The organism is Pseudomonadota bacterium (genome assembly GCA_013285445.1).
Taxonomy (GTDB): domain Bacteria; phylum Pseudomonadota; class Gammaproteobacteria; order Xanthomonadales; family Wenzhouxiangellaceae; genus Wenzhouxiangella.
The window spans coordinates 456305-480295 of the sequence record CP053448.1 but is presented as its reverse complement, the minus strand read 5'-3'; the positions used below and the strand labels follow the sequence as shown (position 1 = coordinate 480295).

At 64.4% G+C, this 23991-nt stretch carries 26 protein-coding genes and 1 pseudogene; 16 read left to right on the top strand and 11 right to left on the bottom strand.

Annotated features, from left to right (window positions below; genetic code table 11):
* Complete coding sequence (locus tag HND55_02290) at nt 1-510, bottom strand: peptide deformylase (protein QKK01582.1); 510 nt, start codon at nt 508-510, stop codon at nt 1-3.
* Nucleotides 511-610: 100 nt separating this feature from the next.
* On the opposite strand from HND55_02290, the gene HND55_02285 reads away from it, so the two are divergent.
* From HND55_02285 to hemF, 5 genes are all read left to right on the top strand, one after another.
* Nucleotides 611-1819: a LysM peptidoglycan-binding domain-containing protein gene (locus HND55_02285; GenBank protein QKK01581.1), complete on the top strand. Its 1209-nt coding sequence runs from the start codon at nt 611-613 to the stop codon at nt 1817-1819.
* A gap of 69 nt (nt 1820-1888) precedes the next feature.
* Entirely contained in the window at nt 1889-3037 is a 1149-nt protein-coding gene (dprA, locus tag HND55_02280) for a DNA-protecting protein DprA (GenBank protein ID QKK01580.1), read from the top strand.
* 11 nt (nt 3038-3048) lie between these two features.
* Nucleotides 3049-3525 carry a DUF494 domain-containing protein gene (locus HND55_02275; GenBank protein QKK01579.1) on the top strand — a complete coding sequence of 159 codons (477 nt, stop codon included), beginning with the start codon at nt 3049-3051 and terminating at the stop codon, nt 3523-3525.
* 110 nt (nt 3526-3635) lie between these two features.
* Nucleotides 3636-6038, top strand: a complete 2403-nt coding sequence (locus HND55_02270) for a DNA topoisomerase I (GenBank protein ID QKK01578.1) — start codon at nt 3636-3638, stop codon at nt 6036-6038.
* A 73-nt stretch (nt 6039-6111) separates the two neighbouring features.
* Nucleotides 6112-7032 (top strand): oxygen-dependent coproporphyrinogen oxidase, encoded by a 921-nt coding sequence (gene hemF / locus HND55_02265; protein QKK01577.1) that lies wholly within the window; start codon nt 6112-6114, stop codon nt 7030-7032.
* Nucleotides 7033-7071: 39 nt separating this feature from the next.
* Here hemF and HND55_02260 read toward each other — a convergent pair whose 3' ends face one another.
* Both HND55_02260 and HND55_02255 read right to left on the bottom strand, forming a co-directional pair.
* Nucleotides 7072-7707 (bottom strand): rhomboid family intramembrane serine protease, encoded by a 636-nt coding sequence (locus tag HND55_02260; protein QKK03956.1) that lies wholly within the window; start codon nt 7705-7707, stop codon nt 7072-7074.
* A 2-nt stretch (nt 7708-7709) separates the two neighbouring features.
* The gene (locus tag HND55_02255; GenBank protein ID QKK01576.1) at nt 7710-8216 is read right to left on the bottom strand and encodes a cytochrome c; all 507 of its coding nucleotides are present in this window, start codon (nt 8214-8216) and stop codon (nt 7710-7712) included.
* Between HND55_02255 and HND55_02250 the strand changes: the two genes are divergently transcribed.
* Together HND55_02250 and HND55_02245 are read left to right on the top strand one after the other, a co-directional pair.
* Complete coding sequence (locus HND55_02250) at nt 8215-8811, top strand: TIGR00730 family Rossman fold protein (GenBank protein ID QKK01575.1); 597 nt, start codon at nt 8215-8217, stop codon at nt 8809-8811. The genes HND55_02255 and HND55_02250 overlap by 2 nt on opposite strands.
* Nucleotides 8808-9644: a hypothetical protein gene (locus HND55_02245; GenBank protein ID QKK01574.1), complete on the top strand. Its 837-nt coding sequence runs from the start codon at nt 8808-8810 to the stop codon at nt 9642-9644. The genes HND55_02250 and HND55_02245 overlap by 4 nt, the downstream gene beginning before the upstream one ends.
* On the opposite strand, the gene tatC is transcribed toward HND55_02245, so the two are convergent.
* Genes tatC through HND55_02225 form a run of 4 tightly spaced genes read right to left on the bottom strand, consistent with a single transcriptional unit; the run spans nt 9629 to nt 11906 of the window.
* Nucleotides 9629-10390: a twin-arginine translocase subunit TatC gene (tatC, locus tag HND55_02240; protein QKK01573.1), complete on the bottom strand. Its 762-nt coding sequence runs from the start codon at nt 10388-10390 to the stop codon at nt 9629-9631. The two genes, HND55_02245 and tatC, sit on opposite strands and share 16 nt — an antisense overlap.
* Complete coding sequence (gene tatB, locus HND55_02235) at nt 10368-10643, bottom strand: twin-arginine translocase subunit TatB (GenBank protein QKK01572.1); 276 nt, start codon at nt 10641-10643, stop codon at nt 10368-10370. The genes tatC and tatB overlap by 23 nt, the downstream gene beginning before the upstream one ends.
* Before the next feature lie 3 nt (nt 10644-10646).
* Nucleotides 10647-10871 carry a twin-arginine translocase TatA/TatE family subunit gene (gene tatA, locus HND55_02230; GenBank protein ID QKK01571.1) on the bottom strand — a complete coding sequence of 75 codons (225 nt, stop codon included), beginning with the start codon at nt 10869-10871 and terminating at the stop codon, nt 10647-10649.
* A gap of 45 nt (nt 10872-10916) precedes the next feature.
* Entirely contained in the window at nt 10917-11906 is a 990-nt protein-coding gene (locus HND55_02225) for a hypothetical protein (GenBank protein QKK01570.1), read from the bottom strand.
* A gap of 199 nt (nt 11907-12105) precedes the next feature.
* Between HND55_02225 and HND55_02220 the strand changes: the two are divergent.
* Nucleotides 12106-13241 (top strand): annotated as a pseudogene (locus tag HND55_02220) (ferrochelatase).
* Nucleotides 13242-13434: 193 nt separating this feature from the next.
* Nucleotides 13435-15279: a DNA helicase RecQ gene (gene recQ, locus HND55_02215; protein ID QKK01569.1), complete on the top strand. Its 1845-nt coding sequence runs from the start codon at nt 13435-13437 to the stop codon at nt 15277-15279.
* On the opposite strand, the gene HND55_02210 is transcribed toward recQ, so the two are convergent.
* Nucleotides 15280-15651, bottom strand: a complete 372-nt coding sequence (locus tag HND55_02210; GenBank protein QKK01568.1) for a hypothetical protein — start codon at nt 15649-15651, stop codon at nt 15280-15282. It lies immediately after the preceding gene.
* A gap of 115 nt (nt 15652-15766) precedes the next feature.
* Between HND55_02210 and HND55_02205 the strand changes: the two genes are divergently transcribed.
* Genes HND55_02205 through HND55_02195 form a run of 3 tightly spaced genes read left to right on the top strand, consistent with a single transcriptional unit; the run spans nt 15767 to nt 18536 of the window.
* Nucleotides 15767-15976, top strand: coding sequence for a hypothetical protein (locus HND55_02205; GenBank protein ID QKK01567.1), 210 nt, complete (start codon nt 15767-15769; stop codon nt 15974-15976).
* A gap of 56 nt (nt 15977-16032) precedes the next feature.
* A complete protein-coding gene (locus tag HND55_02200) occupies nt 16033-17754 on the top strand; it encodes a diguanylate cyclase (GenBank protein ID QKK01566.1) in 1722 nt (573 codons plus the stop codon).
* On the top strand, nt 17751-18536 hold the full coding sequence (locus HND55_02195; protein QKK01565.1) for a hypothetical protein: 786 nt from the start codon (nt 17751-17753) through the stop codon (nt 18534-18536). Before HND55_02200 ends, HND55_02195 begins: the two co-directional genes overlap by 4 nt.
* 107 nt (nt 18537-18643) lie before the next feature.
* On the opposite strand, the gene HND55_02190 is transcribed toward HND55_02195, so the two are convergent.
* A complete protein-coding gene (locus HND55_02190; GenBank protein ID QKK03955.1) occupies nt 18644-20011 on the bottom strand; it encodes a M20/M25/M40 family metallo-hydrolase in 1368 nt (455 codons plus the stop codon).
* A gap of 75 nt (nt 20012-20086) precedes the next feature.
* Nucleotides 20087-20599 carry an RNA pyrophosphohydrolase gene (locus tag HND55_02185; protein QKK01564.1) on the bottom strand — a complete coding sequence of 171 codons (513 nt, stop codon included), beginning with the start codon at nt 20597-20599 and terminating at the stop codon, nt 20087-20089.
* 73 nt (nt 20600-20672) lie between these two features.
* On the opposite strand from HND55_02185, the gene HND55_02180 reads away from it, so the two are divergent.
* From HND55_02180 to HND55_02165, 4 genes are all read left to right on the top strand, one after another.
* Nucleotides 20673-21644 carry an iron ABC transporter permease gene (locus tag HND55_02180; protein QKK01563.1) on the top strand — a complete coding sequence of 324 codons (972 nt, stop codon included), beginning with the start codon at nt 20673-20675 and terminating at the stop codon, nt 21642-21644.
* 32 nt (nt 21645-21676) lie between these two features.
* A complete protein-coding gene (locus tag HND55_02175; GenBank protein ID QKK03954.1) occupies nt 21677-22444 on the top strand; it encodes an ABC transporter ATP-binding protein in 768 nt (255 codons plus the stop codon).
* A 74-nt stretch (nt 22445-22518) separates the two neighbouring features.
* The gene (locus HND55_02170; GenBank protein ID QKK01562.1) at nt 22519-23085 is read left to right on the top strand and encodes a hypothetical protein; all 567 of its coding nucleotides are present in this window, start codon (nt 22519-22521) and stop codon (nt 23083-23085) included.
* Nucleotides 23086-23087: 2 nt separating this feature from the next.
* Nucleotides 23088-23501 carry a hypothetical protein gene (locus tag HND55_02165; protein QKK01561.1) on the top strand — a complete coding sequence of 138 codons (414 nt, stop codon included), beginning with the start codon at nt 23088-23090 and terminating at the stop codon, nt 23499-23501.
* A 6-nt stretch (nt 23502-23507) separates the two neighbouring features.
* On the opposite strand, the gene HND55_02160 is transcribed toward HND55_02165, so the two are convergent.
* Nucleotides 23508-23987 (bottom strand): TIGR02281 family clan AA aspartic protease, encoded by a 480-nt coding sequence (locus HND55_02160; protein ID QKK03953.1) that lies wholly within the window; start codon nt 23985-23987, stop codon nt 23508-23510.
* Nucleotides 23988-23991 lie beyond the last annotated feature (4 nt).

Sequence of the window (23991 nt, the reverse complement as noted above, 5' to 3'; positions counted from 1 at the left end):
TCAGGCAGTGACTTTATCGCGCTGCTGCTTGCGCAATCGCTTTTCGACCATGCGCCGCTTGAGAGGTGACAAGTAGTCAACGAATACCTTGCCGTCGAGATGGTCGATCTCGTGCTGGATGCAGACCGCCAGCAGACCACTGGCATCCAGCTCGAACACATCACCATCGAGATCGAGCGCCCGCACCCGCACGCTGTCGGCGCGCTCGACCTCGGCATAGACGCCGGGAACGGACAGGCAGCCTTCCTCGCAGCGCTGGCTTCCGGAGGCTTCGGTGATTTCCGGGTTGACGAACACGCGCGGCTCATCGCGAGTGTCGCTGAGGTCCATGACCACCAGCCTGATGCCCTCGTTGACCTGGGTCGCGGCCAGGCCGATGCCGCGCTCGGCGTACATCGTCTCAAGCATATCGGCGGCCAGCTGGCGTTCGCGTTCACCGACCTTTTCGACCGGTTTTGCCACGCGCCGGAGGCGCGGATCGGGGTATTCGAGGATGTCGAGTGTTGACATGAGTTTAGAAATACCGCTTAAGCGTGCGTTTTACAATGATAATGTTTATGATAGTCTTCAGAAAATCAAGCCCGTGGGCATTGCTGGAGGGAGTGACTCCGTGAAACGCTTCGTGTTTTTGACCATCGCCATGCTGCTGGCGTTCAGTCTGCAGGCCCAGGACGTCGAGCTGCGTGAAGACCATCCCAGAGAGTACGTGGTGCAGGAAGGTGACACGCTGTGGGACATTGCCGGACGCTTCCTGACGCGCCCCTGGCAGTGGCCGGCCATCTGGCACGCCAATCCCCAGATCGACAACCCGCACCGGATCTACCCCGGTGACGTCATCTCGCTGGTATTCGTCGGCGGCGAGCCGCGCCTGACCGTCAGCGACGCGGTTGACGATTCGATCCGCCGTCTGTCACCGGAGGTGCGTCGCGAGTCCATTGAGGGACCGATTACGACGATTCCCTTCGACGCCATAGAATCCTTCCTGACGCGGCCGCGCGTCGTGTCGGCCGAGGAATACGAGTCCCTGCCCTACGTGGTGGCCAACAACGAGCAGCGCATCTACGCCGGGCCCGGGGACCGCACCTACGTGCGCGGCATGACCGATGCGCGCGTCGGCGCAGAGGTCATCATTGCCCGCCCGCTGCATCAGTTCGAGGACCGCAGCAAACAGCCCCGACGCGATAACCCGCTGCGGCGAAACATCGTACGGCTCAACAAGGCGCAGGTGCCGTCCTCCGTGCGCCCCTCCGGCGCGGTGTGGAAGACCACGTTCGGTCGCCTCGAACGCTTCGACTATCCAATCGTCGGCTACGAGCTTTGGGAGTCGGCTCGCGCGCGCGTTCTCAAGGCCGGTGATCCGACCATCCTCGAAATCATGGAAGGCGGGCGTGAAGTGGGCGCGGGCGACGTCGTGCTGCCGCTTGACGATCACATCTACGATGCCAGCTTCTTCCCGCGCGCCATGGACCGCGTTCCCGAGCGGGCGCGCGTGCTGGCGGTGGCGCAGAACCGGTTCGGGGCCGGTCACTACCAGATCATTGCCATCAACCTGGGCGAGGTCGACGGCGTGCAGCCCGGACATACCTTCTCGGCGTTTCGTCCCGGCGAGACGATCAGCGACACGCAGCGCTACCGTGCCGTTTATCTGACCCAGAGCGAAGAGCGCGACCGCAGCTTCGTCACCCTGCCCGACGAGTATGCGGGTCAGGTCATGGTCTTTCGCGCATTCGACCGCGTCAGCTACGCCATTGTGCTCGAGGGCAGCACGCACCCGATCAGCGAAGGCGACCGTCTCGATCACCCGGATCGCCGGCTCTGAGTCCGCGATCTCCTGCGCCGGGCGGCGGCATCGCCTCGCCCGGCACGGGCAACGCACCAAGTCAGCACCGTGCCACAACCGGAACGAGCTGAAGCCTGGCTGCGCGTGGTACTGACCGAGGGGCTCGGCCCGCGCCGGCTTGAGCGTCTGCAGGCAATCCTCCCCGATCCACTGGACTGGCCCTCGGCGGGTGACGAAACGCTGCGCTCGGCCGGTCTCGATGATGCACTGATCAGAACGCTGCGCCGACCCGACCCAAACGCCATGCAGCGATGCCTGCGCTGGCTCGAGGCCGACCATCACTGGCTCATCACCCGCGACGATCCGCTGTATCCGCCCCTGCTGCAACGCATTCCCGACCCGCCCCTGGCGCTGTTCGTGGCCGGTCAGCCGGATGTGCTGGTGCGGCCACAGATCGCCATTGTCGGCAGTCGCAGCGCAACGCGCGGCGGTCTCGATCACGCCGGGTCCTTTGCCCATCGGCTGGCCCGCGCCGGCTTCGTGATCACCAGTGGCCTGGCCGCAGGCGTCGACGGCGCAGCCCACCGCGGCTGCCTGGATGCCGGCGGGCAGACGATCGCCGTGGCCGGAACCGGCCCCGACCGCGTCTATCCGGCGCGCCATCGCCGTCTGGCCGAGGACATTCTCGAGGGTGGCGCCCTGATCAGCAGCTTTCCGCCCGGCACGCCGCCCCTGCCGGGCAATTTTCCGGCTCGCAACCGCATCATCAGCGGCGCCAGCCTCGGGGTCGTGGTCATCGAGGCCGGACTGCGCAGCGGCTCTCTGATCACCGCCCGCCTGGCGAACGAGCAGGGCCGGGAGGTATTTGCCATTCCCGGTTCGGTGCACAACCCGCAGGCGCGCGGCTGCCACCGGCTTATTCGCGATGGTGCGCACCTGACCGAGTCGGCCGACGAAGTTATCGAGGCCCTGGCACCGCTGGCACAGGAGCTGGCCGGTGCACTCGAGCATCTGCTTGAGCTCGACGGCGGCCGAAACGACAAAGGCCTTGATGAATCACCCGACTTGCCGCATATCCTCTCAGATCCCGACTATCAGCAACTGCTCGACGTGATCGGCTTTGACCCCACGCCGGTCGACACGATCATCGAGCGTTCCAATTTGACGCCCGCGGCGGTATCCTCCATGCTGCTGATGCTCGAGCTCGACGGCGCAGTCGTCGCTCATGCTGGCGGTCGCTACAGTCGCAATGCCTGAGGAAGGAGTGGATGAAGGAAAACGTACTCGACCTGCTGATGTACCTGTTCGAGAACTATATCTATGACGAGCCCGAGGCAGAACCCGATCGCGAGGAGCTCAGCGACAGCCTTGAGGAAGCCGGCTTTTCCAGCGGCGAGATCGAGCGCGCCTTTGCCTGGCTGGACGGCCTCGCGGAGCAGCGCAGGCTGCCGGAAATCGACGGCCATGAGCGCAATCCGCTGCGGGTATTCACCAACGAGGAGATGCGACGGCTCGATGTCGATGCGCGCGGTTTCCTTCTGTATCTGGAAAACGTTGGCGTTCTGGACCCGCCACGGCGCGAGATGGTCATCGACCGGCTTGCCGCGCTCGACAGCGCCGAGATCGGCATCGGCGACGTCAAGTGGGTGGTATTGATGGTGCTGTTCAATCAGCCCGGCCAGGAGGCCAACTACGCGTGGATGGAGGATCTGATGTTTGACGAGGAAGGAGAATTCCGGCACTGAAGTGCCGGCCACGCGACGACGCCTGGCTGATGCCGGGATCGACTCTGAACGGCCGCGCGGCGGCCACCCGCCGCGGCCGGGCATGCAGCCGAGCAACCAGTTAAGTTTACATGGCAAAAAACCTGCTCATTGTCGAGTCGCCGGCCAAGGCGACGACCATCAACAAGTACCTGGGATCGGAATTCCAGGTGCTGGCCTCCTATGGGCACATCCGTGACCTGGTGCCCAAAGAAGGCGCTGTCGACCCGGACAACAACTTCGCCATGCGCTACGACATCATCGAGCGCAACAAAAAGCACGTCGACCGGATCGTCGCTGCAGCCCGCAAGGCCGATGCGGTCTACCTGGCCACCGACCTTGACCGCGAGGGCGAGGCCATATCCTGGCACATCGCCGAAATCCTGAAAGAGCGCGGCATCAGCAGCGATAAGCCGATTCGCCGGGTCGTGTTTTCGGAAATCACGCAGCGCGCCATCAAGCGGGCCATGAACGAGCCGCGGGATCTGTCGGGTTCACTGGTCGACGCCCAGCAGGCGCGGCGGGCCCTGGACTATCTGGTCGGATTCAATCTCTCGCCGCTGTTGTGGAAGAAGGTGCGGCGCGGCCTGTCGGCGGGCCGCGTGCAGTCGCCGGCACTGCGCATGATCGTCGAGCGCGAGGAGGAAATCGAGCGATTCGAGGCCCGGGAATACTGGACCATTGAAGCGGATCTCGGTACCAACGAGGACGATGCCTTCAGCGCTGGTCTCACGCGCCTCGACGGGCGCAAGCTTGAGCAGTTCGACATTGGCAACGAAGCCGATGCCAACCTCATCCGCCAGCAGGTCGAACGCGATGCCGAAGGGCATTTACGGGTTGCCCGGGTCAAGAAAAGCCAGCGCCAGCGCCGACCGCAACCGCCATTCATCACATCCACGCTGCAGCAGGAAGCGGCGCGCCGTCTGCGTTTCACCACGCAGCGCACGATGCGTATCGCTCAGCAGCTGTATGAAGGCGTCGATATCGGCAGCGGCAACCAGGGTCTGATCACCTACATGCGCACCGACTCGGTCGCTCTGGCCAGCGAGGCAATCAGCGAAATCCGCTCGGTCATCGGGCGCGAATTCGGCAGCCAGCTGGCGCCTGATAAGCCCAACTACTACCAGTCGAAGTCGAAAAACGCGCAGGAGGCGCACGAAGCCATCCGCCCGACATCGGCGGCGCTGACCCCAATCCGACTCAGAAGCCATTTGAGCGACGACCAGTATCGCCTCTACGAGCTGATCTGGAACCGGGCGGTTGCCAGCCAGATGGTTGCCGCCATCTACGATACGGTCAGCGCCGAATTCGACGTCGGCCGGGCCTGCTTTCGCGCATCCGGGTCGACGCTGATCGAACCCGGTTTTCTGCGGGTCTATCGGGATGGGCGCAGCGAGAGCGACACGCGGCTGCCGGAACTCGGCGAGGGCGACGAGATCCCTCTGATTGCGGTCCGGCCAGAGCAGCACTTCACCGAGCCACCGCCACGCTTCTCGGAGGCCAGCCTGGTCAAGGCGCTCGAAGAGTGCGGCATCGGTCGACCGTCGACCTATGCATCCATCATCCAGACCCTCAAGGATCGAGAGTACGTCGAGCTTGAAAAGCGCCGATTTACTCCAACCGCCACCGGTCGCGTCGTTGCCAAATTCCTGGCGCAGCATTTCGAGCGTTATGTCGACTACGACTTCACCGCCCGACTCGAAGACGAACTCGATGCCATTTCGCGCGGCGAGCACGACTGGATACCGCTGCTCGAGGAGTTCTGGAAACCGTTTATCGAACGGGTCCGGGAAAAGGACGAAACAGTGAGCCGCCAGGAGGCTCAGCAAGCTCGCGAGCTCGGTACCGATCCGAAAACCGGCAAGCCGGTCATCGTGCGGCTCGGCCGCTACGGACCGTTCGCCCAGATCGGCAGTGCCGAGGACGAGGAAAAACCGCAGTTCGCCGGCCTGCGACCGGGCCAGAAGATGGAAACCATCACGCTCGACGAAGCACTGGAGCTGTTCAAGCTTCCGCGCAATCTGGGCGAGACACCCGAGGGAGAGCCGGTCCAGGCCAATATCGGCCGCTTCGGCCCCTACATCCGCTACGGCCAGCGCCACTTCGTATCGCTCAAACAGCATGATCCGCACGAAATCACCCTCGAGCAGGCCCTGGAGCTGATCGCCGAGCACAAGCAGCAACTCAAGGAGCGCGTCATTCGGGACTTCGGCGATGACGGGATCCAGGTACTCAAGGGGCGTTATGGTCCGTTTGTAACCGACGGCAAACGCAACGCCAGCGTACCCAAAGACGTCGAGCCGGAAGGGCTGACCCTCGAGGACTGCCGGAAGCTGCTGGCCGAGGCGCCGCCGAAAGGCCGCCGCGGCAAGTTCGGCAAGCGGAAGACCGGCGGCAAGAAAGCAGCGAAGAAAAAAGCATCGAAGAAGAAGGCCTCGAAGAAGAAGAAATCGGCCAGGAAGAAAACCTCTAAAAAGAATGCCGCCTCGGGCTGAAACGCCAATGGCTGGCTCAGCGACGGGTCGGTCGGTTCGCGCCACGCCACCGCTCAGGCAGGAAGGTTTCCAGATGTCTTACTGCGAATCGGACCTCGAGGACATCAGGCACTACCTGCTCGACCTGCAGGATCGTCTGTGTGCCATTTTCGAAACCATTGATGGGCAGGCATCCTTCCATGAAGATACATGGGAGCGCGCCGCAGGCGGCGGCGGACGCACGCGCGTGATCGAAGGCGGCGCAGTGTTCGAGAAGGGCGGTGTCAGCTTCTCCCACGTCCACGGCGCCAGGTTGCCCGCCGCGGCCAGTGACCGCAGACCCGGTCTGGCCGGCCGCCGCTTCCGCGCACTCGGCGTTTCCGTGGTCATGCACCCGGTCAACCCCTACGTGCCCACGAGTCACGCCAACGTGCGCTTTTTCGTCGCCGAAGCCCCAGGTAAACCGCCGATATGGTGGTTTGGCGGCGGCTTCGACCTGACTCCCTGCTATCCCTTCGATGAGGACTGCCGCTTCTGGCACCGAACCGCCCGCGACCTCTGCACGCCATTCGGCGAAGACGTCTACGCCGAGCACAAACGCTGGTGCGACGAGTACTTTTACCTGAAACACCGCAACGAAACCCGAGGCATCGGCGGCCTGTTTTTCGACGACCTCAATGACTGGACGTTCGAGACCTGTTTTGCCTACCTGCGCGCCGTTGGCGAGGGCTACCTCAGCGCCTACCCGCCGATCGTCGAGAAGCGCAAGCAGCACGCCTACGGCCAGCGCGAGATCGATTTCCAGCGCCATCGCCGGAGCCGTTACGCCGAGTTCAACCTGATCTATGACCGCGGCACGCTGTTTGGGCTGCAGTCGGGCGGGCGCCCCGAATCCATACTGATGAGTCTGCCGCCTGTGGCCTGCTGGCGCTATGACTGGCAGCCCGAACCGGGCAGCGCGGAAGCGCTTCTGTGCGACTACCTCAGAGCGCGTGACTGGCTTGCCTACTATTAACCCGGCAGGAATGTAGATCGCATTCGTGCCGGGTTAATACTAGCGCCGACGCCCCTTGCGGCTGCTCCAGTACACGATCAGGGCGAAACCGAACAACATGCCGCCGAGATGGGCGAAATGGGCCACACCGGACATCGTGCCGGTCATCCCGAACAGCAGCGTCAGCAGGCCATAGCCGACCACGAAGTACTTGGCCTTGATCGGTATCGGAGGAATCAAAAGCACGATGGTGCTGTTGGGAAACATCAGACCGTAGGCCAGCAACACGCCGAACACCGCGCCCGATGCACCAATCGTCGGGTAGATCTCACCGGCCATTGCGGCGACCAGCAGCTGCACCAGACCGGCACCGACCAGGCAGACAAAATAATAGATCACGAAGCGTCGCATGCCCCAGACCCGCTCAACCGGCAGGCCGAACATATAGAGCGCAAACATGTTGAAAAACAGGTGCGCAATGCCGCCGTGCAGAAAACCGTAGCTCACCAGCTGCCAGGGAGCGAATCCGACACCGAGGCCGGCCGGCAGCTCGGATGAACTGGCCAGCGGCCACAGCGCAAACAGCCTCAGCGCTTCATTGAGCGCGGTCTGCTGGATAAAATAGGCAACGACCGTCACCCCCAGAATGATCATCGCGGCCGGCAAGGTGGCGCGGCCGGGCTGGATTGGCGGCATGTTCACTGCAGTGACTCCAGTGCGTCTTCGACGCCCGGCCGGCCTTCGAGCGGGCGCATTCCCGACAGTTCGGCACGCGCGCGCGCGACCCCATCCACATCGGGTTCAACCTCGCGGTCGCCCCATTGCGTCTTGATGAAGGCGATGATCGACGCGACATCCGTATCGCTGATATGCGACAGCGGCGGCATGTAACCGCGATAACGCTGCCCGGCGACCTCGATCTCTCCGCGCAGTCCGTAGAGCACGATCGCGGCCAGCGCCTCTTCAGGCAGCTCCATCCACTCCGAGCCGGCCAGCGGCGGAAACGACGGCCCCCGTCCCTCGCCCTGGTTGCCATGGCAGGAGGCACAGTAACGCAGGTACGGCTCCTGGCCAGGCGACAGCTCAACGGCCGCCTCCTCTACACCATCACCGCATCCTGTCAGCAGCAGCACAAGCAACCCCAGCGCAGCCGGAGTACGTTTACAATGAAAGCTCATCTCTTCCTGGTGCTCCGAATCATTCATGCCGGTTCATTGTGTCACGGTATACGCCGCATCAAGCCAGGCGCTCGATGCCACCTACACTGAAGCCGCCAACCGGCTGGGGCATCTGTTGGCCGTTTCCGGTCTGCGCATTGTTTACGGCGGCGGCAGCACCGGACTGATGGGTGCCCTGGCCGACGGCGCGCTGGCCGCGGGCGGCGAAGTGCACGGCATCATTCCGGAGTTTCTCACCCGGGTCGAACGGGGACACGGCGGCCTCACTTGTCTGGAAGTGGTGGCAGACATGCGTACGCGCAAGGCCCGGATGCTGGCCGAAGCCGACGCCGTCATAGCCCTGCCCGGCGGCTGCGGCACCTTTGAAGAACTGTTCGAGGCCATGACGCTCAAGCGCCTCGGCCAGTTCCTTGGTCCCATCATACTGGTCAACGTTAACGGCTACTATGACAGATTGCTCCAGTTCATGCAGTACAGCGTCGAGCAACGCTTCATGAACCGCACCCACCTGGACATGTGGCAGAGGGTCGATCAGCCGGAGGCCGTGCCCGCGGCACTGGAAGGGGCCACGGCCTGGTCCCGAGACAGCGCGCTGGCCTGCGCCGTGCGCCGCGATTCATGAACGGGCAAGGCTATCGCCGCGCCGGCTTCGCGCGCGGGCTGGGATGGCTGCCGGCCGGCGGCGAGTTACTGGCACGCGGCCTGCGGCCGCTGGCCGGCGTCGCCGCAGTCTGGCTGCTTGTCTCCATGCTGGCCCTGATCCCCGTGGCCGGGCAGCTGGTCGTCGCGCTGCTCACTCCGCTGCTGACGGCCGGTGCACTGCTCGCCTTCCACGCCGTGGCTACCGGCAGTCGGCCGCCACCTTCGACCCTTCTGGCTGCGTGGCAGCCAGCGTCGCGACGCACCGCCTTGATATGGATCGGCGCCTTTGGCCTCATCGGCAGCGTGGCTGCCTTTGCTGTTCTGGCCGGCTGGCTGGGGACCCAGGTGACGCCCGATCAGCTCGAGGCCGCGATGCGCTCGCCCGAAGCGCTGGCCGAGCTGCTCGGTGAAGTCTCGCTCGGGGGCGGCCTGGTGCTGGCCGCTGCCGTCCTGGCCGCGGTCATCACGATCATGTATTTCGCCATCCCGCTGGTTGCCTTCGGGCGCCTTTCGGCGCCCAGGGCGCTTGTGACCGGATTGCGCGCCGCGCTGGCCAACTGGGCGGCGTTTCTCGGCCTGGGACTGGCGGTGATCGGGCTGGCAGTCGCCGCGGCGCTGGTGCTGATGGTTCTGCTGCTTTTCCTCAGCCTGGCGCTCGGCACCCTCGGGCAGTACATCGGCCAGGTTGTGCTCATCGTCACCGCGATGTTCATTCAGATGCTCATGGTCGGCACCCAATACGTCGCGTTCCGGGATGTGTTCGGCCCCATCGATTCCTCACCCGTGGCAAAGGATGATCAATTGCTGGCCTGACCCTTTTCGTGCGCCGTCCGGCTGGTCATGATCCGCGCGGCGACAATGCCAAGCTCGTAGAGCGCCAGCACGGGGACGGCCAGCAGGGTCTGTGAGATCATGTCCGGTGGCGTAATCAGCATGGCCACGGTAAACGCACCGACGATCACGTAGCCACGCATCCGGCACAGCGACTGCGGCGTCGTGATACCCAGCGCCACCAGTACGATGATGGCGACCGGCACCTGAAAGGCAATCCCGAAGGCGAGGAACAGGGTGAGCACGAAATCCAGATAGCGGTTGATGTCGGTCATCATCGCCACGCCTTCCGGCGCCATGCCCGCAAAGAACGCGAACACGATTGGAAAGACCACGAAGTAGGCAAACGCGCAGCCCGCATAGAACAGGGCCACCGCCATGAAAAGAAGCGGTCGCGCGAGCCGCTGTTCGTGCCGGTAAAGGCCTGGAGAAACGAATGCCCACAGCTGGTAGAGCACGACCGGCATCGCCACCAGGACCGCCAGGATCAGCACCAGCTTGAACGGGGCCAGAAACGGCGAGGCGACGTCAATGGCAATCATGCTGGCACCCGCCGGCAGATGGCGGACGAGTGGCTCGGCCAGCAAACTGTAAAGAGACCGGGCAAACGGCGCCAGCGCCAGCAGGACCACGGCAACGGCTGCCAGCGCCCGCAGCAGTCGACTGCGCAGCTCCAGCAGATGATCAATCAGCGACAGCTCGGGATCAGTCCGGGGTCGTTCGGTCATGCGAACTCACTGGCGCGTCGGCATCAGTCTGGCCTTCGGCCTCGGCCGCGCGGCGCTCGGCATCGAGCACGCGCTGATTGTGGTCACGATCCAGCTCGACCTGAAACTCCGAGCGCAGACTTTCCCAGGCGCTGCGAGCACGGCGCGACCACTGTCCCGCCAGCCGGGCCATTTCCGGCAGCCGCCGGGGTCCAACAACCAGCAGCGTAACCAGCGCCAGCAGCAGCAGCTCACTGAAGCCGATGCCGCCCACGCCTCAGTCGCTCTTGCCGGATGCAGAGCGCTCGCTTGAATCGGAATCCGTTGTCCGCTGTGATGTGGACTGGTCACCCGGCTCGTCGTCACTCACCCCTTTTCGGAATTCGCGGATCGCGCCACCGAGGTCGCTGCCCAGCGTGCGAATACGCCGGGTACCGAAAATCAGCAGAACGATCAGCAAAATAACGAGAATCTGGAACCAGCCGATATTGCCAATGCCCATAGTCGTTCTCCCGGAAACCGGTCAGCGTGACCAGCCGCCAGTGTATCAGCCCTGCAACCGTCCGAGATGAACCACGCCCAAGGCAGCCAGCAGGATCAGCAGCACCAGGCGCGCCGGGAGAGAGGCGGACGGCACTTCAACCGGCTCGAAAACGGGCGCGCCCTGGCATTGACCCGGTGGTGCAATCGCCAGCGATTCGATTCCGACCAGCGGCTCTCCGGTACCGGCAACCCATGCATCACTGACCGCTTCGGCGGCACCGCTGGCCGGATCAATGCGCACGATACGGCTGGCGATAGAAACAGCCGGGTTACGTGGGTCACGTCGCTCGAGAACGCCCCACAGCACGCCGTCGGCATCAACAGCCAGACCGGCCTTGTTGTAGGTCCCGGCGGCATCACCCAGGCCACCAACCAGCACGTTGTCAGCCGTCTCCGGATCGATCCGGTACAGATTCGGCGCCTCGGTCTGGCCGTCACCGTTGATGCCCCGTCCGATACCGTAGACCGTATCTCCGATACTGGCCAGATCGACGATCGGAATCCCGAGGGAACCAATCAGGGTCAGTTCGCCGGTCTCAAGGTCGGCCTGGTACAGGACCTGTCCCAGGCTCGGCGAGTCCGCAGACACCAGCAGTTCACCGGTGCAGGTAAACGTCGCGCCAAAATCATGGTTGCCGGCAGGCAGGCCCATGTTGTTCTCGAACTGGCCGGCACCGCCCAGCGGCACTGCGTTACCGCTTTGAGTGCCAACCAGAACGATCGAATTGGTGTCGTCGTCGGTGCCGTAAAGCCTGTCATCCGGACCGAAGGCAAGGCCTTCGATGAACAGATAATTGCTGATTCGGCTGCGTCCTTCCAGATCCGCTTCGCCGGTGGACAGGTCGATGGACCAAAGCGCGCCAACCTGGCTGCTGTCGGAAAAATCACCGCGGGTGTTGATCGCGTAGCCTTCCGGTTGCGCCCATGCCACGACGCTGGCCGCGAGGGATACGGACAGCAACACACACCGGATTGTGGTCGTGCGGGGGCGCATGGCAACTTGATTTCTGTGTATCGTTATAGTCTCCGACGCCCCCGATCATACCAGAATCCGCAAATTCTTCATACTGGCCGGCAGCCTGGCTCATTCCTGGCGCTGGCGGCCCCAGGCGACGCTTGCCCTGGCGGTGACCACAGCCAGGTGACAGGCTCGGCGTAGAATGCAGGCTGAACCCGCTGGAAATCGCCTGGCCATGGAGCAGCCCGAACCATTGATCACCACCCTGGCCGACGTCGAGCATGAACCGGCCCACGCCTCGGCTCCCCGGGCCGCCGTGCTGATGGTTAACCTGGGAACCCCGGAGGCGCCAACAGCGCGCGCCCTGCGGCCCTACCTCCGGGAGTTTCTGTCTGATCGGCGCGTCATCGAACTGCCCAGGGCGGTGTGGTGGTGCATACTCAACGGCATCATCCTGCCGTTTCGGGCACCGCGCTCGGCGCGCGCCTATGCACGAATCTGGACTGAGCACGGCTCCCCCTGCTGGTCACCAGTCGGGCCCTCGCCGGCGCGGTCGAGCAGGCCCTGCAGACCACCCTGCCGAAAGTCCGCGTCATGCTGGCCATGAATTACGGCCAGCCGTCGATCGAACGCGCCCTAAGCGGCCTGCGCGCCGCCAACATTCAGCGGCTGCTGGTGCTGCCGCTGTATCCGCAGTATTCCGCAACGACCACCGCGTCGGTCTTCGACCGCGTCAGCCGGACGCTTGAACGGATACGCTGGCTGCCGGAATTCCGCTTCATCACGCACTACCACGACGATCCGGCCTGGCAGGACACCGTGGCCGATTCGATTACCACCTATCAGGACAAGCATGGATCGCCAGAGCGGCTGGTGTTTTCCTTCCATGGCATTCCCCGGCGCAATCTGATGGCCGGCGATCCCTATTACTGCCAGTGCCAGGCCAGCGCACGTCGTATCGCCGAGCGGCTCGAACTGGACAGGCGCGACTGGATCGTCACCTTCCAGTCCCGACTGGGTCGTGCCGAATGGCTCAGGCCCTATACGGACGAGACGCTCCGGGCACTGGCTCGCGAAGGCGTCGGACGGGTCCAGGTGATCTGCCCCGGCTTCGCCGTTGACTGTCTTGAAACCCTCGACGAGATTGCACACGAAAACCGCGAGGCCTTTCTGGCCGCAGGCGGCCGGTCACTGGACTATATTCCGTGCCTCAACGACTCGCCGCATCACGCTCACATGCTGGCCGCGTTGTGTCGTCGGCACGGCCAGGGCTGGCCGGAGTTCGAAGGCCGCAGCGCGATCGGCAGCAGCGAGCTTGACAGTCGCCGCCGCCGTGCGGTCCGGGCCGCCGAGCAGCTGGGGAGCCTCTGAATCACCCTTCGCGGAGCGCGTTTCAGCCGGAAAAGTCGAGAATCCAGGGAGGCGGCCCGAGTGACAGCAAGCGCCCGATGGATGCGGCTCTGCCGGCGAAAACGCGCCCATCCGGCGTGTTCACAAGCCCCTTGAGCCGTCTGCACCTGGCCGGCTTTAATGCGCACATGATCGATCTGGTAGAGTCCATCGCATGTCGCGGCAGGACCGTTCGCTGATCCTCACGCCGGCCCGGGATCGTCCAAGCGATGCCCGGACTCTCCTGCGTGAGGTGTTCGGCTACCCACAATTCCGCGGCCAGCAGGCGCGCATCATTGCCACCGTGGCAGCCGGAGACAATGCGCTGGTGCTGATGCCCACCGGCGGCGGCAAGTCGATGTGCTACCAGATTCCGGCGCTCATGCGGCCCGGCACCGCCGTGGTCGTTTCGCCGCTGATCGCACTGATGCGCGACCAGGTCGAGGCGTTGAGGCACAACGGCGTGGCAGCGGCAGTACTCAATTCATCGCTCGATGCCCGCGCGCTGCAGCGCACTGAGCAACGGCTGGCCGAGGGCGACCTCGAGCTCGTCTACATTGCGCCGGAGCGTCTGCTGCGCGAGTCGACGCTACGGCTGCTCGAACGCACCCGACTGGCCTTGTTCGCGATCGACGAGGCCCATTGCGTGTCCCAGTGGGGACACGATTTCCGGCCCGAGTATCTCAAGCTCGACGCTCTGCGCAAGCGCTTTCCGGACGTTCCCCGGGTGGCGCTGACCGCCACCGCCGACGACCGCACCCGCGACGACATCCGGCGCACCCTGCTGGCCGATGGAGCCGAGACATTCATCGACAGCTTCGATCGCCCCAACCTCCACTACACTGTCGCCCTCAAGCACAACGCCCGCCGTCAGCTGCTTGACTTCATCAACGGCCGGCACCGGGGCGAGTCGGGCATCGTCTATTGCCTGTCCAGGCGGCGGGCCGAACAGGCTGCCGAGTGGCTCAATGCCGCCGGACTGGCGGCACTGCCCTATCACGCCGGACTGGAGAGCACGCGGCGCCAGATCGTTCAGGATCGCTTTCTCAACGAGGACGGTATTGTCATCTGCGCGACCATTGCGTTCGGCATGGGCATTGACAAGCCCGACGTCCGCTTTGTTGCGCACCTCGACTTGCCCAGAAGCATCGAGGCCTACTATCAGGAAACCGGGCGAGCCGGCCGTGACGGACTCGAAGCGGACGCCTGGATGGTCTACAGTCTGGCTGACGTCGTGCGCATTCGCCAGCTGCAGGCCAGCTCGACAGCAGCCGCGGCCCAGCAGCGCCTCGAGCGCGAGCGTCTGGAGGCATTGCTGGCCTACTGCGAACAAGCGGGCTGTCGACGCCCGGCGCTGCTCGGCTATTTTGGCGAGGACCATCCCGGCGGCTGCGAACGCTGCGACAACTGTCTCAACCCGCCCAAGACCTGGGACGCAACCGAAGCCGCGCGCAAGGCACTGTCATGCGTCTTTCGTACCGGCCAGCGATTCGGTGCCGGCCACGTCATCGACGTACTCACCGGCCGGTGCACAGAGCGCGCCGAACAGCTCGGCCACTACCGACTGAGCACCTTTGGTATTGGCAAAGACATCGACAAACGCACCTGGCACTCGGTCTTTCGCCAGCTGCTGGCCGCCGGCCAGCTCGTGCCCGACCCGCAGGGTCACGGCGGCCTGCAGCTGTCCGAGCGCTGTCGGGCGCTGCTGCGCGGAGAGCAGACCATCCGCATGCGCCGCGACCCGAGGCCGGCCCGCTCGGGCCGGTCGGCCGACCAATCATCTGAATCCACCGATACCAGCTCGCCGCTGTGGCAGACGCTGCGGCAGTGGCGACTCGAAACCGCCCGCTCGGAAGGTGTTCCACCCTACGTGATCTTTCACGACGCCACTCTGGCGGCGATCGCCGCCAGGCGACCCCGGACCCTTGACGAGCTCGGCAGGATCAGCGGAATCGGCCAGCACAAGCAGGCCAAGTACGGCCAGGCCGTACTGACCGTCCTGACCGCTGCAAAGGACTGATCAGTGCGCGCCGGCGAGCTCGATCAGCGGCGCAAACAGGACCATCAGCACGAACAGCGACCCGGCCAGAACCAGAACGACGCGCAGCGGATGGCGGCGCGCATAAGACCAGAGCGTGTCGGCATCCCCGCGCAACGCAGCCTCCTGCCGGCGCGCCCGCGCTCGCTCGGTGCGCTCATGCTGGTACTGATCCATGAGTTCGCGCGCACGCGGGTAGTCGGCGGCGCGACGAAGCCAGAGCGCTCCAGCGGTAATCCCGAAGGGACCCCGGGGGGTTTCATAGCATTCGATATCATGCCCGGCCATCAGCGCCAGCACGTCATCGATCTCGTCGTCGGGCACGTCACGCAGATTGAGCAGAAGACGCGGCACTGTCGTGTTTCTCCATCATCGCTATCCCCGCAGCCATACCCATGTGCGTATAATCGTTACCCGTGCCCAAAGGATCGGCATTGCCGGTCACGGGGCGACTACAAGGGAGCCTAGCATGTCCGAACTGACTCGTTTGCTCATGGAGCTTGGCGAAAACGCCAAGCTGCATGACGCATACGTCGCCGATCCGAAGACAGTGATGCAGGAACGCGGTCTCACGGAGGAGGAGATCCGCGCCATGCTCGACAAGGATCTCGACACGATACGCAAACTCAGCGGTCTCGACAAGCTGAAGTCCAACAGCACGATCAAGGCTTGCGACTGACCCGATCACCATGTCTGAGCCAGCCGGCGTCCGCGTGTCGGCCGTTGCTGGTCTGCATGCTTGTGGTCCTGCTCTGGCTGATGTCCGCTGCGGCGCCGGCCGAGGATTCCGTTGGCCGGCTTCTGGAGCAGGCCAGGCAGCGCAGCGTCACCGCCCCGTGGACTGAATCGGAGGCACTGCTTGATGAAATCCAGCCTCGACTCGACGAGGCCACTCCCGCGCAGAAAGCTGAATTCTGGTTGATCAAGGCCCGCAACCAGTCGTTGGCCGGCAAGTTCGATGCCGCGCTCGAGACGCTGGGATCACTGCTCAATCAGCCGCTGACCGACGAGCAACGCCTGCGGGTCTATAGCCTGGCAGCCAATGTGGCGATGCTGCTGCGTCGCTGGGAACAGACTTTTGGCTTCCTCAGTCACGCACTGGAACTGACCGAGGATCTGGAGCCCGGAGAATCACGGCTCGCACCATTCAGCCTGGCAGCCTATGTGTACGCCAAGATCGGGGAGACCGAACAGGCCATAGACTACGGCCAGCGCGGCGTTGAAATGGCCCGTACTCACGGAAACCGGCGCGATCTGTGTATCGATCAGGGCCGCCTTGCCTTCGTCTACAAGACTGCCGGCATGCCCGAGCTGGCAGAGCTGCATTATCGGGAAGCGCTGTCGAGCTGCCTGGCAGTCAACGATCAGCTGGTTGTCGGCACACTCGAGAGCGGGCTGGCTGATCTGCTGCGTGCCAGGGGCGATTACGACCGGGCCGAAGCCCTGTTCGAGCAGGCCATTTCGCGGCTGCGGGAGAGCGACTGGGCATTCGGGCTGGCCGAAGCGCAGTTCTACAAGGCCCGGCTGCACTGGGAACGCGCCGAATGGACGCGTGCGCAGGAACTGCTTCAGGACGCGCTTGGCCCGCTCGAGCACGATGAAGCCTGGGATTACCTGGCCGAAGCCCACGAAATGCTCGGTGCCATGCAGGCTGACCGGGGAAACCATGAACAGGCCCTGAGACACATGAACGAGCGGCTCGAGGCCTACAGGCGCTTTCTTGACCTCGAGCGCGCCCGCCAGCTGGCCCATCTGCAGGTCGCCTTTGACATGCGCTCGCGCGAACAGGAGCTGGCCCTGCTGCGCGAACAGAACCGGGTTGTTTCACTTGAGCGGGAGTCAAGGCGAAACCAGCTGCGGCTGCGCTGGCTGGTTTATGCGTTTACCGCTTTCCTGTTCGTGATCCTGGCCCTGCTGTTGATTCACGTGTTGCGCGAACGTCGGCATTTCCGGCGCCTTTCACGCCAGGATGGCCTGACCGGCCTGAGCAACCATACGCGCTTTTTCGATACTGCAAGGGCAATGATCGATCAGTGTCATCGCCAGGATCAGCCGCTGATTCTGATCCTGGCCGATATCGACTACTTCAAGCAGGTTAACGATGAACATGGCCACCTGGCCGGTGATGAGGCTCTGCGTCTCGTAGCCGACGCACTGCGCCGTGCGTTTCACCCGGCGCCCTGCATCGGGCGAATTGGCGGCGAGGAGTTCGCGGTTTGCCTGAACGGCGCCGACCTTGAACAGGCACTCGACGCCGTCGAGACGTTCAGGCAGCAGCTATCGGAAATCGACTATGGCGCCAAGGGCCGACCGCTGACCATGAGCTTCGGCATTGCCGAACGGACCCGCAACGAACCGCTCGAGGCCCTGCGCGAGCGAGCCGACCAGGCACTCTACGAGGCCAAGCACCGTGGCCGGGATAGCGTTGTGATCGCCGCACGGCCCGGTGCGACATGAGTGCGGTTGGCCGGCTGATCGTCGTCGGCTGCGGGATCCAGATGGCGCGCCACATCAGCCGGCGCGCGCTGTCGGAAATCGAGGCTGCCGACGCGGTGTTTGCGCTGGCCGATCCGCTGGCGCTGCGATCACTGCGCGACCTTCGCCCGGACCTGATCAATCTGGCCGGCTGCTACGCCGACACCAAGGACCGGCGCCAATCCTACTGTGAAATGGAGACGGCGATCATGCAGCCGGTACGGGCCGGCCTGCGCGTATGCGCCGTCTTTTATGGTCATCCCGGCGTATACGCGCAAGTGTCGCACCGCGTCATCGAGGCCACCCGGCAAGCCGGTGGCGTCGCCCGCATGGAACCGGGAATATCGGCAGAGGCCTGCCTGTATGCCGACCTTGGCATCGATCCCGGAGCCTCCGGTGTCCATTCATTCGAGGCGACCCGGTTTCTGGTGTATGAACACAGCATCGATCCCTCGGCGCTGTTGCTCCTGTGGCAGGTTGCCCTGACCGGTAATCTCGAGTGTACGGGATTCGAACCCGACCCCGTCCGCCTGGCCCTGCTGGTCGACAAGCTGCGGCGCTGGTACCACAGTGACACCGAAATCATCCTCTACGAAGCGGCCCAGCTGCCCATCGAGGCGGTTCGAGCAGAGAACATGCCGCTGCGTGACCTGCCCCAGGCCCGCTTTCGCGAACATACCACCCTCGTCATTCCGCCGACTGCAGCGCCACGGCACGACCGGATCTTCTGGCCACGCGCGGCCCGGCTGGCTGGACTGTCGTGATGGCTATCAGCCGTGCAGCACTATCGATCGCGCTGTCGATGCCCCGAATGAAATCTGCCTTACTGCCGGGTTAGGGAATCGCTCGATCAACGAGAGGCGGGGAGTTTTCACTCCAGCAGTGTTTCTCCGGAGCCAAAGTCGACCAGCGACTGGGCGCCAAGCCAGGCCAGCACCGCGTAGGCGGCGGCATTCTGCGCCAGGTCGTCCGAATCGATCTTGTCGAGCGTGTCGTTGATGGTGTGGTGGTAGTCGAAATAATCCGTCCCATCCTGGCGCAGATCGACCGCAGCCACGCCCAGCCGAGCAGCCGGCGAAAAATCAGGCCCACCCGAGGCCTGGCGCCCCCCCAGCTCGATTCCCAATGGCTCGAGCTCACGCTGGATGGCTTCGATCACCGGCCAGGCCGCATCAGAGACGCGCGCATCAATGGCATAGATGCGCCCGGCGCCGAAATCGGACTCGGCGACCAGCTGGTAGTTTTCGATCTGCCCGGCGCGTGCCTGGGCCCAGGCGCGCCCGCCCCACAGCCCGGTTTCCTCTGCCGCAAACAGAATGACCCGTATCGACCGCTCCGGCCGCCGCTCAAGCGCCAGAATCCGGCGCGCGGCCTCGACCACGATGGCCACTCCGGCACCATCATCGAGCGCGCCGGTGCCCACATCCCAGGAATCGAGATGAGCCCCCAGCGCCACGATCTTGTCCGGATGACTGGCGCCGGTGATTTCGGCAATTACATTGTGCGATGTGTAGGCCTCGACCGTTTCGGCATCGACTTCAAGCCTGAGCCGCACTGGCTCGTCAACCCGCATCAGGCGCTCCAGCAGGTCAGCGTCGGGGTTGGAAACGGCCACCGCCGGCAGCAGCCGCACATCGGAATCAAAACGCTGCATCCCGGTGTGGGCAAATCGGTTGTTCGATGTGCCAATTGAGCGAATGACCAGCCCCAGGGCGCCCTTTTCAGCCGCCACCCGGCTGCCGATCGACCGGGCGCCAACCGCACGTCCATAGCCGACACCGCTGCGCGTTCGCTCCATTCGGTTACGGATGAACACGATACGCCCTTCAACCGAATCAGGCGCTGCGGCCTGCAGTGCCGCAAGATCATCAAACATCACGACCTCGGCCTCGATGCCGCCGGCCGGCGTGGCCGGAGAGAAACCCAGCGCGAGAGTGACCAGCTCATGCCGGGCCGGGCTGACAACTTCGGCGCGCTCAGTGCCACGATGCCAGGTGGGAAACGTAACCGGCTCGGTCCAGACACGGTCGAAACCGATCCTCTCGAACAGGCCAACAGCCCACTCAACAGCCCGCGCATCAGCCTCGCTGCCAGCCAGGCGTGGACCAATCCGGGTGGTCAGGTCGGCCACGATCTCGTAGCCGCCATCACCGGCCCGAGTCTGTTCACGCAGCTCGCGCGCAATTTCGAGGTCTGGTGCCGTCAGCACTTCGGCCTGGAGGCTGTCAACCGACAGCATTCCCAGAGCCACCAGCGAAAAGAAGTATCGACTCAATTCAGTCTCCCTGCACGGGTGATCGGACCACTTCGGTCATCAACGTGCCGGACCGAAGGATGGCCCGGTGGACTCCGGACCGGCCTCAAGCAGCGGTTCGAGGTGGCGGAGCGCGCGCGCGTAGACGCGGCGCTTGAACGGGATGACGTGTCTGACCGGATACCAGAAGTCGACCCAGCGGTAGCGGTCGAACTCGGGGTCGTCAACGGCCGCCAGATCGAAGGCGTCGTCATTGGCCAGAAAACGCAGCAGAAACCAGACCTGTTTCTGGCCGATGCAAACCGGCTTCTGATGACGCCGCCGGTACCGACGTGGCAATCGATATCGCAGCCAGCCCGGCGTCGCGCCCAGCACATCGACATGCTGGGGTTTCAATCCCGTCTCTTCTGCCAGTTCACGGTACATTGCCTCGACCGGCGTTTCATCGGTATGCATGCCGCCCTGCGGAAACTGCCAGCCATCCTTGCCGGCGCGTCGCGCCCAGAAGACGCGACCGTCATCCCGGGCCAGCACGATTCCGACGTTCGGCCGGAAACCGTCGGGATCAATCATGTCGGTTATCACCGCGGCCGGCTGTGATACCGTGCCGCCAATTATTTCAACTGCAGATGATAGTAATCAATTCATGCCCCGCACACCAGCCAAAAAACGCATCGCCGTCGGGTCGGGGCTGATTCTGGCCACCCTGCTGGCCTTTCTGCTGGCCATCAGCTGGGGCAGCAGCGGCTGGCACTGGCCCTGGACCAGCGACTCCGGCACCCGCCTCCTGATCGGGGAGCTGCGTCTGCCGCGGGCGATAGCCGCTTTCGTGACCGGCGCATTACTGGCGCAGGCCGGGTGTCTGATGCAGGTATTGCTCAGAAATCCGCTTGCCGACCCCTATATTCTCGGCTTGTCCGGCGGCGCCGCAGCCTTTGCGCTGATTGGCCTGACGCTGGGCATCGGCACGCTGCCGGTCGCGGCTCTGGCCTTCGCCGGTGCCATGTTGAGCATGGTGCTCGTTTTTGTGCTGGCCCGGGGCCGGGGTGCATGGAGCACGACGCGGGTACTGCTGACCGGGGTTGTCGTCGCGGCCGGATGGGGAGCCATCATCTCGTTCATTCTGGCAACCGGGCCCGACGCCAGTCTGCGCAGCATGCTGTACTGGCTGATGGGCGATCTGTCCTACGCCGGCCTGTCGCTGTGGTGGCTGCTGATACCGGCCGGAAGTACCGTGCTGTTGGCGGCCCGGGCGCGCGCACTCAACGTGATGACCGGCGGTCAAGTGCAGGCAATGCTTCTCGGGGAGCCAACCCGTATTCGTTTCTGGGAGATCTACGTGGGTGCTTCGGTGCTAACTGCCGTTGCAGTGTCGATTGCAGGTGCGATCGGCTTTGTCGGTCTGATCGTGCCGCACCTTATGCGCTTGCTGGTCGGTGCCGACCATCGGGCGCTGTTGCCGGCAGCCACGCTGTCCGGCGGCGCTTTTCTTGTCATTGCCGATACCGCGGCCCGCAGCATACTGGCGCCGCGCCACCTGCCTGTCGGAGTGCTGACCGCGCTGATCGGCGTGCCCCTGTTTCTGTTGCTGCTCCATCGCGCCGCCCGCATCCGCTGATGGAAGCCGCCGCCCTGCTCACCGCTCTGGACATGGACGTGCGTATCGGCCGCGTCCAGGTCGTTCGCGATCTCAATGTCAGCATTGGCCGGCGCGAGTTCTGGGGCGTGCTCGGACCCAACGGCGTCGGCAAGTCGACGCTGCTGACCACGCTGGCCGGCGTTCGTCCGCCCGTGCGCGGCGGCATCGAGCTGCAGGGTCGACCGATGGCAACCATGGGCCGACGCCAGATTGCCCAGCGGCTCGGCATGCTCACCCAGCATACCCACTACGCCTTCGATGCCACCTGCCTGCAAACGGCGCTGATTGGACGCCACCCGCATCTGGGTGCCTGGTCGCGGGAACAATCGGGTGATCGAGACCGGGCCCGCGATGCGCTCGATGCCCTGGGCCTGCTCGAACTGGCCGAGCGCAGCTGCATGGACCTGTCCGGTGGCGAATCACGACGCCTGGCCCTGGCCACGGTTCTGGTTCAGGACCCGCGGGTGATGTTGCTCGACGAACCGACCAACCACCTCGATCCGGCCAATCAGGTCAACGTGCTCAACGTGCTCGAGCGCCAGGTCCGCGAGGCCCGCAAGGCAGCGGTCATGGCGCTGCATGAGGTCAATCTGGCTACCTGCTACTGCAGCCACGTGCTCATGCTCTACGGCGACGGTGAATGGGAAGCCGGACCGACCCGCCAAATGCTCACCGAAAGCAATCTCAGTCGCCTGTATCGCTGTCGTGTACGACTGGTCGACGATGGTCAGCAGCAGGTGTTTGCGGTTGCAGCAGGCGGGGCTAAGCAACTCAAGTAGGAATCATTTGCATTTACGAATGATTCCCGTTACGCTTGATGCCGTTTTCGGTCAGAGTGTATGGCGAAACACCAATGGTCACTGACAGCCACCTGCCAGCCCGCACGATCGATCCACGCGTGCGCCGCTATCTGTCCAGCCTGACACCGGGGCGGCATGCCGAACCGGCCAATCCGGCGCACAGTACCCTGTACTGGCTGGTCCGCGCCCGCCGGCCGCGCTCCACTGCCCTGGCCGGTCGACCGCCGGAAACCGCGCTGCTGACGCTGGCCTGCGCCCTGGCCGAGAACCAGCGCGCGCTGTTGGTCTGGCAACCGCGCGATGACTCCGATATCGAAATGCTCGACACCCTGTCCAAGGCCGGCCTGGAATGGCTCATGCGCCGCGAACGCTGCGCCGGTTGTGACGGACACTGCGCCCGGCTTGACTGCCTGGTGGTGTGCCCGGATGCCGGATCGCTTGACGACTATGCGGGCCGACTCACCCGCGGAGCCATGGTGATCGGTATCGTGCCGGGATGCTGGGGGCAGGCTGCTCGGGCGCTGGCCGCACGCCTGGCCGATGCGTTTCCCATCGAAACCCCGACCTGCCTGCAAGCCGGGCCCTGCTGCCTGCTGCTGGGCATGACCCAGGACCGCTGACGATGTGCCAACACCTGCCGGTTCATCTGGTTGTTCTGCACGCCCTTCGCATCTGCGCGCGCGATCGTGCCCATCCGCTCGATTGCCGAGCCTGGCTGAGGCAGCATTGCCTCGAATCCACGGCGGCGCTGCTGTTCGGTCTCGCCCGGCTGATTCGTTCCTCCTTACCCGACGATTTGTGCTTCGCCCCGCCGTGCCACGGTTGCGCTTGGCCGGCCGAGGAAGCACTGCTGCGCGCCATGGGTCTGGCCTGCACGGAGCCCCAGCGCAGCCAGGCCTACCTTGAATTCTTGCCGCCTTCCGCCAGGCGCGCCGCTTATGCGCTGCTGACTGACCTGGCAGCCGAGCTGAAGAACTGTCGCTGCGAACACCAGCGCGCAGCGCGCCGCCATGCGACTCAGAGCACTCGCCATTGACCCGGACTATCGATTGCGCTTGACAATACGCAGCCGGCCGTCGCTCTGGTTCAACTCAAGCTCGCGCAGAAAGCTCATTCCGAGCAGCGCCGTATCATGTCGGCCGGGATTGATCGCCGCGCGCACATCATGATGAACGATATCACCCAGGCGTACCTCATCGAGACGGGTCAACCAGCCTTGCACCGGGCCTGCGGCCGTCTCCAGCCCGATCGGGGCCATGCGCTCCAGGCCGATGCGATCGGCCAGCGCCTCCGGCACCGAGACCAGGGTCGCTCCGGTGTCCACCAGGAAAGTGACGTCTCGACCATTGATCGCGCCGGCGGCCACGAAATGGCCCTGGCGGTCGGCCTCCAGCACGACCTCGACGCCGCCGTCGACGCGCTGGCTCCGGACCTGCTGGTTCGGATTGCGCCGGTCCTGGACCAGGCCGGAAAACACGAAGGTCAGCAGCAGCAGGACGCCGACCGCGGCGACCAGCATCATGCCG

Coding starts and splice junctions, on each gene's coding strand:
- HND55_02205 (QKK01567.1), top strand. CDS start 15,767: ATGTCCGAACTGACTCGTTTGCTCATGGAGCTTGGCGAAAACGCCAAG.
- HND55_02225 (QKK01570.1), bottom strand. CDS start 11,906: ATGCGCCCCCGCACGACCACAATCCGGTGTGTGTTGCTGTCCGTATCC.
- tatC (QKK01573.1), bottom strand. CDS start 10,390: ATGACCGAACGACCCCGGACTGATCCCGAGCTGTCGCTGATTGATCAT.
- HND55_02200 (QKK01566.1), top strand. CDS start 16,033: ATGCTTGTGGTCCTGCTCTGGCTGATGTCCGCTGCGGCGCCGGCCGAG.
- HND55_02185 (QKK01564.1), bottom strand. CDS start 20,599: ATGATTGATCCCGACGGTTTCCGGCCGAACGTCGGAATCGTGCTGGCC.
- hemF (QKK01577.1), top strand. CDS start 6,112: ATGTCTTACTGCGAATCGGACCTCGAGGACATCAGGCACTACCTGCTC.
- HND55_02165 (QKK01561.1), top strand. CDS start 23,088: ATGTGCCAACACCTGCCGGTTCATCTGGTTGTTCTGCACGCCCTTCGC.
- HND55_02180 (QKK01563.1), top strand. CDS start 20,673: ATGCCCCGCACACCAGCCAAAAAACGCATCGCCGTCGGGTCGGGGCTG.
- HND55_02260 (QKK03956.1), bottom strand. CDS start 7,707: ATGCCGCCAATCCAGCCCGGCCGCGCCACCTTGCCGGCCGCGATGATC.
- tatA (QKK01571.1), bottom strand. CDS start 10,871: ATGGGCATTGGCAATATCGGCTGGTTCCAGATTCTCGTTATTTTGCTG.
- HND55_02255 (QKK01576.1), bottom strand. CDS start 8,216: ATGAATGATTCGGAGCACCAGGAAGAGATGAGCTTTCATTGTAAACGT.
- HND55_02190 (QKK03955.1), bottom strand. CDS start 20,011: ATGCTGTCGGTTGACAGCCTCCAGGCCGAAGTGCTGACGGCACCAGAC.
- HND55_02175 (QKK03954.1), top strand. CDS start 21,677: ATGGACGTGCGTATCGGCCGCGTCCAGGTCGTTCGCGATCTCAATGTC.
- HND55_02170 (QKK01562.1), top strand. CDS start 22,519: ATGGTCACTGACAGCCACCTGCCAGCCCGCACGATCGATCCACGCGTG.
- HND55_02245 (QKK01574.1), top strand. CDS start 8,808: ATGAACGGGCAAGGCTATCGCCGCGCCGGCTTCGCGCGCGGGCTGGGA.
- recQ (QKK01569.1), top strand. CDS start 13,435: ATGTCGCGGCAGGACCGTTCGCTGATCCTCACGCCGGCCCGGGATCGT.
- HND55_02290 (QKK01582.1), bottom strand. CDS start 510: ATGTCAACACTCGACATCCTCGAATACCCCGATCCGCGCCTCCGGCGC.
- HND55_02160 (QKK03953.1), bottom strand. CDS start 23,987: ATGATGCTGGTCGCCGCGGTCGGCGTCCTGCTGCTGCTGACCTTCGTG.
- HND55_02275 (QKK01579.1), top strand. CDS start 3,049: ATGAAGGAAAACGTACTCGACCTGCTGATGTACCTGTTCGAGAACTAT.
- HND55_02195 (QKK01565.1), top strand. CDS start 17,751: ATGAGTGCGGTTGGCCGGCTGATCGTCGTCGGCTGCGGGATCCAGATG.
- HND55_02250 (QKK01575.1), top strand. CDS start 8,215: ATGCCGGTTCATTGTGTCACGGTATACGCCGCATCAAGCCAGGCGCTC.
- HND55_02270 (QKK01578.1), top strand. CDS start 3,636: ATGGCAAAAAACCTGCTCATTGTCGAGTCGCCGGCCAAGGCGACGACC.